Raw genomic sequence first — 14,254 nt, 5'->3', positions numbered from 1 at the left:
TCAACTCTCTTAAATGGATATTTTCATCTGAGTATCTGCTACCGGAGTACCGTTGCCGGAAGTCTCTCCTCTTACCAGAGTGATGCCTTCCGCTTCGGCTTCTATTGTAATCCGGGTATGCAGGATTTCTCCCGTTTGCGGACAACGGTAGCAATGGAATTTCTTCACTTCACCAATATATCCTACCGGAGGTTCGGAAGCTCCGGCCTGCAAAGCCCAATAACCGGCAAATGCCAAAGCCGACTGAGCAATATGCTCAATGATTCCCGCCTCTTCCAATCGTCCGTCCGGAGCAACAAAAAAATTGTCCGGACGGATTTCCAACGAAGTTTCCGCATACGCATGCTCCACCTTATCCAGCCTGTCGACCATGATTATCGGCTCACGTTGTGGAATCAACGCCTGTATATCCACTTTCATCATGCCGCAGGCAAATGTGATTCGATATAATCATACAAATCGGTAAACGTCTGTATCTGACGCAAATCCGAAACAGGAATCTTCACCTGATAAGTCTGCTGGATAAGTGCCACCAGGTCTACCAGACTCAGACTGTCCAGCGAAAGGGTTTCCTTAACATTTGCATCGGGAGTCAATGTAGATGCTTCTACTTCAAATTCTTCTGCCAACAACGTGTTGACTTTTTCAATGATTTCTTCGCGTGTCATAACTTAGTTTTTATTTATTTACTTAATTTATAAATCATCATACAAAACAGCTCCATCGTATCCGTCATCCCTCATTCCGGACAATCAACGTCGAATTTGTACCTCCAAAGCCGAACGAGTTCGACAAAAACATATCGAAATGTATGGGACGCGTCTCCGGAAGCACATGAATACGGGCTGTATCTTCATCGGGATGCTCGAAATTGATGTTTCCGGCTATGAAATCATTCTTCATCATCAGAATGGAATAAATCAGTTCACTGGCACCAGCCATCCACATCTCGTGCCCTGTCTGGCTCTTGGTGGAAGTGACCGGTACCGGAAGCTCACCAAACACCTGTGCTATCGCCAGTGCCTCCCGGCTATCACCGATACGTGTGGAAGTGGCATGAGCATTGATGTAACCTATCTCATCGGGAGACACGTTCCCATTCTTCAGACACAGTTCCAGCGAGCGTGCCGGACCTTCTACATTGGGAGTAGATATATGCGCACCGTTGCCCGAGAATCCCCAGCTTACGACTTCGGCAAGGATAGGAGCACCTCGCTTTACAGCATGTTCGTAACTCTCTACAATCAACGTAGCTGCCCCTCCTCCAGGCACCAGACCATCCCGGTCCTTATCGAACGGACGACTCGCCTTGGCAGGTTCGTCCTCACGTATAGAGAACGACTGGATGCCATCGAAAGCCGCCACGCCATACATATTGGCTTCTTGCGCTCCACCGCACACGATACAATCCTGCAAGCCATTTCGAATAAGCAAATACGCAAGTCCTACCGACTGGGAGCCTGAGGCACAAGCGGCGGATGCTGTCAGATTGATACCTTTCAATTTAAACAGACAAGCAAGGTTCATAGTCACGGTAGAGTTCATCGACTGGAAAATGGTACCGCTTCCACATGCCGCCGTATCGTGAAACTCACGAAACTTGTCAAGCCCGGTCATAGTAGCTTCAGACACCGAATCATTTCCATAAATGATGCCTATTTCATGCTGCTCGATATAGTCAGGCTCCAGTCTGGCCTGCTCCAGTGCCGCACGTGTAGCCATATAGGCATATTGCGCCTCTTCGGGCATAAACTGACGCAGATTGCGCGACACAAAAGGTTTCAAGTCGGGCTTGGCTATCTGTGCACATAAAGCCGAACGGAATCCTGCATCCTTACGTTCAGGGCTGAATACGATTCCACTTTTTCCTGTATACAAAGACCGGCACACTTCATCCAGTGTCGTACCCAGACACGACCAGATACCCATACCGGTTATTACTACTCTTCTCATATTCTATCAGTTTATTATTTTATTCCAACACTTTCCGATAACACCGCCTCCTTTTCACGATTTCCGGATGTAGAGGTTTCCATTGTGAAAGTTCCTTTACATTTGTTTCCAATTGCGGTCCTGTTTCTGCCCAGGTGAAACCATACTTGTTATAGACCGGTATCAGATCAGCAAAAAACAAGGCATTCACACCCAATCCCTGGTAATCAGGGCGGACAGCTATCAGAAAAAGTTCTGCCTTCTCTTCCCGTTTCCATTTCAATGCACGCAGCAACGGATACCATCCCCACGGGAAAAGTCTTCCACCTCCCTTCCGTAACGCATTCGAAAGACTGGGCATCGTTATCGCTACGCCTACCAGCTCACCTTTCTCATTCTCTATCACAGGAAGCAACTGCAAGTCAAGCAAAGGCAAATAACGTTTCAGATAGCCATCTATCTGCCTGTCCGACAATTCGGTATATCCGAATAAAGGAGAATAGGAAACATTCAATAAATCGAATACTTTCTTACCATAATTACGTTCTGAAATGTCGGCCGAAGTCAGCTTCCTTACCTGCAAACCAAACATTTCTTTCGACAATTCCGCCACACGGGCATATTTAGGTGGAATCTCCTCGGGAACCTGTACACGAATCTGAACCCAATCGACTTCTTTCTCATAACCCAATGCTTCCAAATGACGGGGATAATACGGATAATTATAGATGGTAATCATAGAACTGACCTGCTCGAAATCATCCACCAGCATACCTTCCTTGTCAAAGTCGAAAATTCCCATCGGTCCCTGTATCGCATTCATTCCCCGTGTCCGCCCCCATTGTTCTACAGCACGAAGCAAAGCTCCCGCCACCTCAATATCATCGACAAATTCAATAAAGCCGAAACGAACGTTACGCGTATGCCACTTTTCGTTGGCACGATGATTAATGATGCCGGCAATCCTCCCTACCGTATCTCCATGACTATCATAAGCGATGAATGGCTGAATATCCGAGAAATCAAGCCCCGGATTTTTCCGTTTGTCGAACGTCTCACGTATATCCATATCCAAATCAGGCACATAATAAGGACAATCCGCATACAACCGATGGGGAAACCGTACGAAATCGTCCATTTCACGCCCGGTCTGAACCTCTTTTACTATCAATTTTTCCATAACGATGACGAAATTATAAAAGGTGAACCTAACCGCCAAAACCAAGTGTGATATTGACGAACTTTAGTGAAAAAAAGAACAAAATTCATCCGGAAAGCCTCCTTATTCCGATAGTTGCAAAGAGGATAGGCTTACATTTTTCCATTTCAGAATAACGATTCAAAACAAATTAATATGAATACGGACACTTAATACTATATGTGGTGAGAAAAGGCACAATTTCATACCACGCATGGTATAAAAAAAAACATACGTGCCGGAAACGATGTCCTGCAAAAATAAACCTCCGCAAAAATTAAACACGTTTGCGTTGGAATTTTCAACACCCTGTTTTCAATTCTCAATTTAAATGAGTACCTTTGCCCAATCTTTCAATTTTATACAGAACTGAATATGCAGGAAAAGATTATTATTCTCGATTTCGGCTCGCAAACCACGCAGCTCATCGGACGCCGCGTGCGCGAACTGAACATGTATTGCGAGATTGTTCCCTACAACAAGTTCCCTTTCGGCGACCCTTCCGTCATTGGTGTGATTCTGTCGGGAAGCCCTTTCTCGGTTTACGATGAAAAGGCTTTCAAAATCGATTTGAGCAATATCCGTGGCAAATATCCGGTTTTAGGCATCTGCTACGGTGCACAATTTATGGCATACACCAACGGAGGCAAGGTAGAACCTGCCAATACCCGTGAATACGGACGGGCACATCTGGCTAAGTTCGACCACGATAATCCGTTGCTGAAAGATGTCCGTGAAAACTCGCAAGTATGGATGAGCCATGGAGACACCATTACGTCTCTACCCGAAAATTTCAAGATTATCGCCTCTACCGACAAAGTAGCAGTTGCCGCTTATCAGGCAGAAGGAGAAAAGCTATGGGGGGTACAGTTCCATCCTGAAGTGTATCACACTGAAGACGGCACACAAATCCTGAAAAACTTCGTAGTAGACATCTGCGGAGGCAAACAAGACTGGAGCGCGGCGTCATTCATTGAAACTACAGTTGCGCAACTGAAAGAACAATTAGGTGATGACAAAGTAGTACTCGGGCTGAGCGGAGGTGTTGACTCATCAGTAGCAGCCGTGTTGCTCAACAAAGCCATCGGCAAAAACCTGACTTGCATCTTTGTCGACCACGGTATGTTACGCAAGAATGAATTCCGCAATGTACTTCATGACTATGAATGCCTTGGCCTGAATGTCATCGGTGTTGATGCCAGCGAAAAATTCTTTACCGAACTGGCAGGCGTGACCGAACCCGAACGCAAACGCAAAATCATCGGCAAAGGATTCATTGACGTATTTGATGAAGAAGCGCACAAAATACATGATGTGAAATGGCTGGCGCAAGGAACCATCTACCCCGACTGCATCGAATCCCTGTCTATCACAGGTACGGTGATTAAAAGCCACCACAACGTAGGCGGATTACCAGAAAAGATGAATCTGAAACTTTGCGAACCGCTCCGTCTCTTATTCAAGGACGAAGTACGCCGCGTAGGCCGTGAACTGGGTATGCCCGAACACCTCATCACTCGTCATCCTTTCCCTGGACCGGGACTTGCCGTACGTATCCTGGGCGACATTACCCGCGAGAAAGTACGCATCCTTCAAGATGCCGATGATATTTTCATCCAAGGTCTACGCGATTGGAAAACAAAAAATACTGAAGGCAAAGAAACTGCGCTCTACGACCAAGTATGGCAAGCAGGTGTCATCCTTCTACCTGTGCAGAGCGTAGGTGTAATGGGTGATGAACGCACCTACGAGCGTGCAGTTGCACTACGTGCCGTAACAAGCACTGATGCCATGACAGCCGACTGGGCACACCTTCCTTATGAATTTATGGCAAAGGTATCGAATGACATCATCAACAAGGTGAAAGGCGTAAACCGAGTTTGCTACGATATTTCATCGAAACCACCTGCCACAATCGAGTGGGAATAAAAAAAATGAATGTCCATCAGCCGATACATATCTTCGTTTTCAGGAGATATGTATTGGCTAATCAGGACATTCATTAAGAAGATGTTTTGAATTTCTCCAAAAAGTTTTTCTTGGCTTGATGTATCCGTTTTCGTGTATGCTTTGGGCGATTTTTTGGTCCTTTCCGCTCCTGTTCTTCGTCAGATAGCCCGCTATCTTCCTCATCACAGAAGCGAAAATGCCTCAAAAACTCATCCCAAATCATCGCACGATAAATTCAAAACAGCTTCTAAGAAACTGCTTCTTAATCCCTATTTGTATAAATCAGATCTTGTATCCCCATTCATCAAGAGCAAATCCCCAGTGCTTTTCCACCAGCTCTACTGTTTCCGGCTTATACTGGTATTTGTTCTTCTTATAGCCTTTCTTCTTGTTGACGTATGCCTCAATGGCAGGACGTGCTTCTTCGAATCCAGGAAGAGAAAGTTTCTGATAGATTTCCTGCGTCAGGTCGAACGCGTTCTTTTCATAATCCTCGAAACGCACCTCTACCAGGTTGCCCTCAGGAATGAAATGCTTGTCAGCCTCATATTTGTGATAGAGCTTGTCGTACACCGTGAGGATGTTCTGCTGCAACTCTTCAGGACTGATGTCTTGAAGTTGGAGAGGTTTGATGGTATTGGTGAAGAAACTCCGGGTAGACTCGAATACCGTATACGGATTACGCATTAAATAGATAAACTTGGCATTGGGAAACATCTTCACCAATTCCTTCACGCGGCCTGTGTGAGGGGGATTCTTACTGAGAAACTGGGTGCCTCCAGTGTTCCAGAGCGAAATCTTGATAAGCTTGGTAAAAGTTTCCTCAAACACTTTCAACTCAGCATCCGTGACATCTTCGAAAAGCAAATACTTATCGGCATACTCTTGCATGTGCTTGGGCAGGAACCAAAAGTTATAATACGTATAAGGCATCATATTGGTAAGGGCGAACTCTTCCTCCTGAGGCAGGTCAACGGCAAGCTCCATGTTATCGGTAGGACGCTTGTCAGGCATTAGCCAGCTCATGTTTTTCTTAAAGAAAGGTTGCCCCCACATCATCAGATGCGGGAATACGGTCTGGTAGGTAGTGTTATAACCAAAATGTTTGTCACATGAAAAAACATTGTGCATAAAGGTGGTTCCGCTGCGCCAGTGCCCTAAAATGAATACCGGATCATGTTCGAGCGGCTTCTGTGCCAGGAGGCTTGCATACTTCTTATCCTGCAAGGGTTTCAATACAGAAAGCAGACGGCACACTGCTTTTGTCAGACGGAACTTTCCCCGATAAGCAGAACCGATGGCACGCCCTTTGGTTATTTCGTTGAATGTCTTCCAGTCGGCACCTACCAAGGTGTTAACCGGCAATTTGCTAAATTCTAATAAGCCCATATTGTAAATGAAGAATTAAGAATGAAGAACTAAGAATGATGTGAACCAGTCAAAATTCTTCATTCTTAATTCTTCATTCTTCATTAAAAACTTATTTCTTTATCTCTATTGCGTATCCACGGCGCTCCAATTCTTTTGCAATGGTTTCGATGGCATCATAGTGTTCGGGAGCAATCCCTAACTTAGGCAGGTCTAGTACCGGGATTTCCATCGTAGTATGCATGTCCTTGTCGTCTACCTTACCGATAATCATGCCAGCTGCACTGGTATTGTTGGTTATCGGATCGATAAGGATGAACGCCCCCGTCGCCTTATTGCAGGCATAAGGGTCGAAGAAAAGCTCTTTCGATGACGTGAACACCACGTGAGCTATCTGGTTCAGCTCCAAAGGCAGTGTTTCTTTTGTCAACTGTCCATTTTCAATTGAAAGGTGTTCCATCGTGTTGACATCCACCTTGTACTTGATACTATCGATGCGTGTGCGGCTGGTATTGGTAGTTTGTTTCAGGAAGAACGATTTTTCCATATCCATCTTTTCTTCGTCCATCCAGACAAGCATCGCCTCAAAGTTACGTCCTACCAACGGCATATTGTCAGGATGCACCAGCATTTCGCCACGTGACACATCTATTTCGTCCTCCAAGGTCAGAGTGACCGACATAGGCGGATAAGCATAATCGCATTCTCCATCAGAAGCATAGATTGCCTTTACACGGGTTTTCTTCCCCGAAGGCAATGCCATCACTTCATCTCCTTTGCGCACGATGCCCGAAGCCACTTTGGATGAAAATCCGCGGAAATCGAGATTAGGACGCAAGACGTATTGCACAGGATAACGGAAATCTTTCAAATTATGGTCGTTACCAATGTGCACGGTTTCAAGATATTCCAACAAGGAAGGACCTGCGTACCACGGAGTACGTGCCGATTTTTCGACCACATTATCTCCATCAAGTGCCGAAAGTGGAATACAAGTCACATCAGGCACACCCAATGGAGCGATGAATGCTTTATAATCCGCTACTATTTTATCAAATATTTCTTCCGAAAAATCTACAAGATCCATCTTGTTCACCGCCAATACCACGTGTTTGATGCCTAATAAGGAAACAAGATAAGAGTGGCGGCGGGTTTGGGTAATGACTCCGGCACGTGCATCAACAAGAATAACCGCCAGATTAGCGGTAGAGCCTCCGGTAATCATATTGCGCGTGTATTGCTCGTGCCCCGGAGTGTCGGCAATGATAAATTTACGGTTGTTGGTAGAGAAATAGCGGTAAGCAACATCAATGGTAATCCCCTGCTCGCGTTCTGCTTTCAACCCGTCGAGCAACAAAGCATAATCAATGTGCTCACCGGCATTCCCCACACGTTTGCTGTCGCGTTCCAATGCCACAAGCTGGTCTTCGTAAATCTTCTTGCTATCGAAAAGCAAGCGTCCGATAAGAGTAGACTTTCCATCGTCTACCGAACCGGCAGTAAGGAACCTTAACAGGTCTTTCTCCTCATCTTTTTTCAGAAACTCTTCAATTGACATACGGCCTCTGGCTTCGCCTTCCATCGGGTTTCCTGATTTGGTTTTATCTATTTCTTCCATTTTTCTTCAATTAATAATTAACAATTAATAGTTAATAACGGTACATGAATAGGTAATGAACAACAAACGAATGTAGGAATCGTTATTAATTATTCATTATTAATTATTCATTTAAAAGTATCCTTCCCGTTTCTTCTCTTCCATACTTGCGTCCTGGTCGAAGTCTATAACACGGGTTGTGCGTTCGCTCTTGGTGGTGGTCATCATTTCCTCCACAATCTTCTCTATGGTATCGGCATCGCTTTCAATAGCCCCTGTAAGCGGCCAGCACCCCAAAGTACGGAAACGGATTTTCCGCATTTCAATCTTATCGCGGTATTTCTCGGGCAGACGGTCATCATCAGGCATGATAAGCTGCCCGTCAATATTTACTACCGGACGTTCCTTGGCGAAATACAAAGGCACAATAGGTATCTTTTCCAAACGGATATATTGCCAGATATCCAGTTCTGTCCAGTTGCTTAAAGGAAAGACCCGGATGCTTTCCCCTTTACGGATACGAGTATTGTAGATGTCCCACAGTTCGGGACGCTGGTTCTTGGGATCCCACTGATGGAATTCGTTACGGAAAGAGAAGATGCGTTCCTTGGCACGTGATTTTTCCTCATCACGGCGTGCTCCTCCAAAAGCAGCATCAAACTTATATTTATCAAGAGCGTGAAGCAACGCTTGCGTCTTCATCAAGTCTGTATGTACCTTACTTCCGTGAGTAAAGGGGCCTACTCCGGCACGGAATGCTTCCATATTGCTTTCCACAATAAGTTTCCAGCCGTGTTCTTTGGCATATGTATCACGAAACTGAAGCATTTCCTTAAATTTCCATTTCGAATCAATGTGCATCAATGGAAAGGGCGCTTTGCCCGGAGCAAAGGCTTTTTCGGCAAGGCGCACCATTACCGACGAATCTTTTCCGATACTGTACAGCATCACCGGGTTTTCAAATTCGGAAGCCACCTCACGAATGATATGAATAGACTCGGCTTCGAGTTCTTTCAAGTGGCTCAAGTTGTATTCTTCTTGCATAATTTATAATGTTTGCTTTTTCTTTTTTTTCATTCCTTACTCAGAGGGGCGGACACTTTGGGCAAAATCAAGTGCAGGAGCTGGTTCACTGATTCTTCGAGCGAAAACTTCGAAGTATCGAGCGAAAGTGCCGGATGTTGAGGTGCTTCAAACGGAGCCGAAACCCCTGTAAACTCCTTGATTTCCCCACGACGTGCCTTGGCATACAAGCCTTTCACATCACGCCGCTCGCATTCTTCTATCGGCGTACTGACATAAACTTCCACAAAATCATCCGCACCAATGATATGTGCTGCCATTTCACGAAGTTCATTGTTCGGACTGATAAATGCGGCAATGGTAATAATACCTGTATCAACAAACAACTTGCCAACTTCGGCTATGCGACGGATATTCTCTACCCTGTCTTCTGGCGAAAAGCCCAAATTATTGTTGATTCCACTCCGGATATTATCCCCATCAAGGATGCGGCAAAGCAATCCCCGTTGTTGCAGTTCACGTTCAAGCGCAATGGCAAGAGTACTCTTACCCGACCCACTCAGTCCGGTAAACCAAATCATCAATCCACGTTGCCCCAGCAGTTTCTCCTTGTCAGCACGGGACAGCATCTTGTCGAATATAGGATAAATGTTGTTCATTTATTATCTTTCTGTTTACTATCTATATAGCCGGACATTAAAGATATGAGATTTATCTGAAAGACAAGCCCTTCGGATATAACGTTTCCGCATCTCTTTCGTCCGCATTGAAAATCACACTTGTACAAAAGGCCATATCAGCGGGATAAGACCTACCGATAAAATCATCACAATCAAATCCATCGGAAGACCAATCTTCAAGAAATCGGTAAACCGATAATTACCAGCTCCCTGCACAATCAAGTTAGTCTGATAACCGATGGGGGTAGCAAAACCTGCCGATGCAGCAATGCAGATAGCGATGAAGAAAGGCATCGGATCTACGTTGAATTCTGCAGCCGTTTCCAGCGCAAGCGGAAAGGCAAGTGCTGCTGCAGCATTGTTGGTTACCAGTTCGGTAATAACCAGTGTGACAAAATAAAGCAACGCCAAAGCTCCCCAAGCTCCCAACGAACCAGACACATCTTTAATAAAATTGGCTATCAACGCCGCCAGTCCGGATTCTTCCATCGCCGCACTGATAGCAAAGGCACAAGCTATGGTGATAAGTATGTCCCAACTGATATATTTAGTATATTTTTTCGGAGGAAATATCTTAAGCCAAGCCATCACCACAGCCGTAACCGATGCAAAGAAAAACATGTCCATCTTCACACCGGGAAAACGTTCCTGAAAATAAGGAAGCTCACCGATAGTAGCACCGATAATCATAATCAGCAAAAGTGCCAATGCTGTCCATTTCTTCCACACAGGCATCGGACGCGAAGGTATCTCCTGCCCATTAGTCATCATCAGGAAAACGGAAGAATCTCCCCACGCCTTGGTAAACTCATCATCAGCAAGCAATACCAGTGTGTCACCTTCCTGCAACCTCACTTCACCCAAGTTCTTGGTGATAACCTGGCCTCCCTGGCGTATTTCCTTGATATCAGCCCCATAACGACGTTTAAAATCAAAATTCTTCAACTTGCGCTTCAAACCAGGAAAACGTGATGCCAACACCACTTCTACTATATGCTGTCCTTTCACTTCCGCCGCATCTGCCTCTTCTTCCTCAAAATTATCGGGCCGTTCGGCTGGAAGCAGTTTCTTCGAGGTAAACAAAATGAAAAGAAGTCCGGCTATTGTGATGGGAATGCCAATATAGGCAAGATCGAACATCTTCAACCCCGGCAAACCACGGTCAATCATCATACCGTGAACCACCAGATTGGTAGATGTTCCGATAAGTGTACACAACCCACCCAAAATCGTAGCATACGACAAAGGAATGAGGAACTTGGTACACGAAAGCCCAACTTTTTTTGCCCAGTTTTTCACAATAGGTGCAAAGATAACCACTACTGGAGTATTGTTAAGGAAAGCCGAAAAAGCACTAACAACAGGCAACAGACGCAACTGTGCCTGCATTACCGACATTTTCCGTTCGGGCAACAATTTCTTAATGACCGTGGCTAGTGCACCACTTTGGCGCACACCTTCACTCACCAAAAACAACAAAGCTACCGTTATCATGCCACGATTGCTAAATCCGGCAACCATCTGTTTGGGAGTGATAATACCTGCCGCCATAAACACCACGACCAATGACAACAGTACAATGCCCGGACGCATTTTATCCAAGATAAGCGCAACGAGCATCCCTATCAGCCCCAGCAACACAAAAAGTATTTCAAAATTCATAGTCTTGAAAAGTTTATTTTTAATTCAGAAGTCATGTCTCGCCGGAATCAGAAGCAACAAAAGACCAATACTTCAGAGTGACTGATATCCGACTCCCCTTTAATTTTCCACATAGTTCCCTTTAACTTCCAATATAATTCCGTTCGGCTTCCAAATATAACTCCGTTTAACGACCAATACAAGGATAAGCGATAAACCACGGATTCAACAAATCTTCTTTATTATACCGAAGGGGAAGATTTGTCTCAGCCTGATACACTTCACCTCCTGCTGCACGTACAATAGCGTGTCCGGCTGCTGTATCCCATTCCATTGTAGGTGCAAATCGGGGATAGACATCTGCTTTACCTTCGGCTATGAGGCAAAGTTTCAACGAGCTTCCTTTCGACACGGTTTGTACTTCGGTATATTTCTTTTTCATTTCATCGATAAAATGCTCGGTTTCAGCATTGAGATGCGAACGCGAAGCCACGACAACAAATGTACCGTATGTCCGCCCATCCGGGTAAGGCAAACGTTGTGCACGTCCTATCAGGCTCTCTAGTGTATCCTCTGGATTCAAACGGGCAACGTGTTCCAGTTTATAAGCCCCCAAAACCTCATCAGCAAAATACAGCTCTTCCCTGACCGGTATATATATCACTCCAGCCTCAGGACGTCCGTCTTTCACAAAAGCAATATTTACCGTAAATTCTCCATTACGCTTGATAAACTCTTTGGTACCGTCCAAAGGATCTACCACCCACAATTCATTCCAGCCTCTTCGCTCGGCAACAGGTATTTCTTTACCTTCCTCGCTCAACACAGGATAAGGCAATGCCGACAATTCCTGCACAATAATCTGATGCGACTTGCGGTCGGCTATCGTCAAAGGCGAATTGTCAGCTTTCCGTTCCACCTCGAAATCTGCGTTCGGGTCGGTATATACTTCCATAATAGCAGCCCCGGCTTTCAAAGATGCCTGTATGGCTACAAATAGTCTGTTTTTATCCATATTGTCTTAAATTGCCGTAAAATAACGGCTTTTTATCCATATTATATTGGTTGATATTTCATTTTTTCTGTCCGCGTACTTACATTATAACTTCTTTTATGACTTCGGAGCCCGCTTCAAGTCGCTTGCCTGATGCCAAAGCCGCCACATATAATAAGCACAATGGGTAAAAGCAAAGACAAAAGAAATGACCAGCAAAGTCTTGTCGGCTTCCCAACCTACAGTCTGCTGGTGCCATAAACCAGTAATTACACTCAGCACAGCCAGCACCAGTCCTAAGATATTCAATACCGTATCGCCTTTACGATAAACCCTTCCTGGTTCCAGTTTACTGTGTTTTCTTCCATAACTGACATAGATATCCAAGCCTATCAACATCCAAAGAACCAACCGAATCCACGTGTCGGCCGGCAGAAAACACATCATACACAAACATGTAAGGATACCCATAATGGGAACAAAAGGGACCCACGGCGTCTTGAATGCACGATGCACATCAGGCATCGTCTTACGCACAATCAGCACAGCAGCACAAACCAATGTAAAAGCAAGCAAGGTACCGATACTAGTCATTTCGCCTGCCACTTGGGCAGGAACAAAACCGGCAAGCAAGCTTACCACTACCATAAACAGGAAATTACTATGTACCGGTGTACGGAAACGTGTATTGATACGAGAAAAAAAAGGAGGCAACAAACCATCGCGGCTCATACTGAGAAACACACGGCTCTGACCAAGTAAAGTAACCATAATCACCGAACAATAACCAAAAAGAATGGCAAGTACAATTGCCTTATTCAGCCACGGGTAAGCAGGCATTATCACCCCCTGCGCATTGGCATATCCCATCTGCTCGATAGCCACAGCTACCGGAGCGATGCCTTCCTGACCTTTGAAATCTGTATAATGAGCTACCCCCGTCATCACATGGGCAAAAAGAATGTACAATATCGTACAGACGAGCAAAGATACCAGAATACCAATAGGCATATCGCGCTTGGGATTCTTCGTTTCTTGTGCCGCAGTACTTACCGCGTCGAATCCCAGGAAAGCAAAGAACACAATGGCTGCCCCCCGCAAAATACCCGACCATCCGAACTCACCCAGTTTTCCGGTATTTTCAGGTATGTATGGCACATAATTATCTGCCTGAATGAACTTCCAACCCAAAATGACAAAAACCAGAATCACACTGATTTTCAAAAATACAATCAGTCCGTTGAAAAACGAACTGCCCGCCGTCCCTCGCATCAGAATAAGGCTCATCAATACCACAATCACCATGGCAGATATATTGACTATGCCCCCATCCCACGGACAAGCAGTCAATGTATGGGGCAAATCAATGCCTGCTCCTTGCAGAAAGACCACCAGATAACGGCTCCAACTGATACTGACCGTAGTAGCAGCCACGGTATATTCCAACACCAGGTCCCATCCGATAATCCAAGCTATCAGTTCTCCCATAGTGGCATACGAATAAGTATAAGCACTACCTGCCACCGGAATCATCGAGGCAAATTCGGCATAACAAAGCCCGGCAAAACAGCATCCTATCGCAGCTATGATAAACGAAAGCGTAATAGCAGGTCCCGTATATTCCGAAGCCACTGTCCCTGTAATAGAAAACAGCCCGGCTCCGATAATCACGCCTACCCCCAAAGCCACCAGACTGACCGGTCCCAATACCCGTTTCAGGGTCTTATTTCCTGTCTGCCCGGCTTCTTCCTGCAGGGCATCTATGCTTTTTCTGACGAATAATCCTTCCATTTCTTGCAAGTTGCATATTGATTTTAGGATGCAAACATACAAAAAAACCGTGAGTTGAGGAAAAAGAAGTCAAACTTTAC

The 14,254-nt window shown here is 45.3% G+C and carries 13 protein-coding genes; 1 reads left to right on the top strand and 12 read right to left on the bottom strand.

Going from position 1 to position 14,254, the window contains the following annotated elements; translation table 11 throughout:
* Nucleotides 1-9: 9 nt before the first annotated feature.
* The 4 genes from B5F25_RS01340 to B5F25_RS01325 form a co-directional block, all read right to left on the bottom strand.
* Entirely contained in the window at nucleotides 10-423 is a 414-nt protein-coding gene (locus B5F25_RS01340) for a beta-hydroxyacyl-ACP dehydratase (RefSeq protein ID WP_022041017.1), read from the bottom strand.
* On the bottom strand, nucleotides 420-668 hold the full coding sequence (locus B5F25_RS01335; RefSeq protein ID WP_022041016.1) for an acyl carrier protein: 249 nt from the start codon (nucleotides 666-668) through the stop codon (nucleotides 420-422). Before B5F25_RS01335 ends, B5F25_RS01340 begins: the two co-directional genes overlap by 4 nt.
* A 64-nt stretch (nucleotides 669-732) precedes the next feature.
* On the bottom strand, nucleotides 733-1,953 hold the full coding sequence (locus B5F25_RS01330) for a beta-ketoacyl-[acyl-carrier-protein] synthase family protein (RefSeq protein WP_022041015.1): 1,221 nt from the start codon (nucleotides 1,951-1,953) through the stop codon (nucleotides 733-735).
* Nucleotides 1,954-1,972: 19 nt separating this feature from the next.
* The gene (locus tag B5F25_RS01325) at nucleotides 1,973-3,112 is read right to left on the bottom strand and encodes an N-acetyltransferase (RefSeq protein ID WP_087247145.1); all 1,140 of its coding nucleotides are present in this window, start codon (nucleotides 3,110-3,112) and stop codon (nucleotides 1,973-1,975) included.
* 393 nt (nucleotides 3,113-3,505) lie between these two features.
* Here B5F25_RS01325 and guaA point away from each other — a divergent pair, with 393 nt between their 5' ends.
* Nucleotides 3,506-5,059 (top strand): glutamine-hydrolyzing GMP synthase, encoded by a 1,554-nt coding sequence (gene guaA / locus B5F25_RS01320; protein WP_022041013.1) that lies wholly within the window; start codon nucleotides 3,506-3,508, stop codon nucleotides 5,057-5,059.
* Between the two features lie 73 nt (nucleotides 5,060-5,132).
* On the opposite strand, the gene B5F25_RS21460 is transcribed toward guaA, so the two are convergent.
* The 8 genes from B5F25_RS21460 to B5F25_RS01285 all read right to left on the bottom strand — a co-directional run bounded on the left by B5F25_RS21460 (nucleotide 5,133) and on the right by B5F25_RS01285 (nucleotide 14,174).
* Nucleotides 5,133-5,303, bottom strand: coding sequence for a hypothetical protein (locus B5F25_RS21460; protein ID WP_158100067.1), 171 nt, complete (start codon nucleotides 5,301-5,303; stop codon nucleotides 5,133-5,135).
* Between the two features lie 59 nt (nucleotides 5,304-5,362).
* The gene (locus B5F25_RS01315; RefSeq protein WP_087209167.1) at nucleotides 5,363-6,469 is read right to left on the bottom strand and encodes a sulfotransferase; all 1,107 of its coding nucleotides are present in this window, start codon (nucleotides 6,467-6,469) and stop codon (nucleotides 5,363-5,365) included.
* A 91-nt stretch (nucleotides 6,470-6,560) separates the two neighbouring features.
* Nucleotides 6,561-8,066 carry a sulfate adenylyltransferase subunit CysN gene (gene cysN, locus B5F25_RS01310; RefSeq protein WP_022041011.1) on the bottom strand — a complete coding sequence of 502 codons (1,506 nt, stop codon included), beginning with the start codon at nucleotides 8,064-8,066 and terminating at the stop codon, nucleotides 6,561-6,563.
* A 111-nt stretch (nucleotides 8,067-8,177) separates the two neighbouring features.
* Nucleotides 8,178-9,089, bottom strand: a complete 912-nt coding sequence (cysD, locus tag B5F25_RS01305) for a sulfate adenylyltransferase subunit CysD (RefSeq protein ID WP_022041010.1) — start codon at nucleotides 9,087-9,089, stop codon at nucleotides 8,178-8,180.
* A 29-nt stretch (nucleotides 9,090-9,118) separates the two neighbouring features.
* Nucleotides 9,119-9,727 carry an adenylyl-sulfate kinase gene (gene cysC, locus B5F25_RS01300; protein ID WP_087247143.1) on the bottom strand — a complete coding sequence of 203 codons (609 nt, stop codon included), beginning with the start codon at nucleotides 9,725-9,727 and terminating at the stop codon, nucleotides 9,119-9,121.
* A 114-nt stretch (nucleotides 9,728-9,841) separates the two neighbouring features.
* Nucleotides 9,842-11,410: an SLC13 family permease gene (locus B5F25_RS01295; protein ID WP_087247141.1), complete on the bottom strand. Its 1,569-nt coding sequence runs from the start codon at nucleotides 11,408-11,410 to the stop codon at nucleotides 9,842-9,844.
* A 166-nt stretch (nucleotides 11,411-11,576) separates the two neighbouring features.
* A complete protein-coding gene (cysQ, locus tag B5F25_RS01290; RefSeq protein ID WP_087209173.1) occupies nucleotides 11,577-12,404 on the bottom strand; it encodes a 3'(2'),5'-bisphosphate nucleotidase CysQ in 828 nt (275 codons plus the stop codon).
* A 96-nt stretch (nucleotides 12,405-12,500) separates the two neighbouring features.
* Nucleotides 12,501-14,174: an amino acid permease gene (locus tag B5F25_RS01285; RefSeq protein ID WP_087247139.1), complete on the bottom strand. Its 1,674-nt coding sequence runs from the start codon at nucleotides 14,172-14,174 to the stop codon at nucleotides 12,501-12,503.
* Between the last annotated feature and the right edge of the window lie 80 nt (nucleotides 14,175-14,254).

The sequence above is a fragment of the Bacteroides sp. An19 genome (assembly GCF_002160215.1).
In the GTDB taxonomy this organism is placed as follows: Bacteria; Bacteroidota; Bacteroidia; order Bacteroidales; family Bacteroidaceae; genus Phocaeicola; species Phocaeicola intestinalis.
This window is presented reverse-complemented; position numbering and strand designations above follow the sequence as displayed.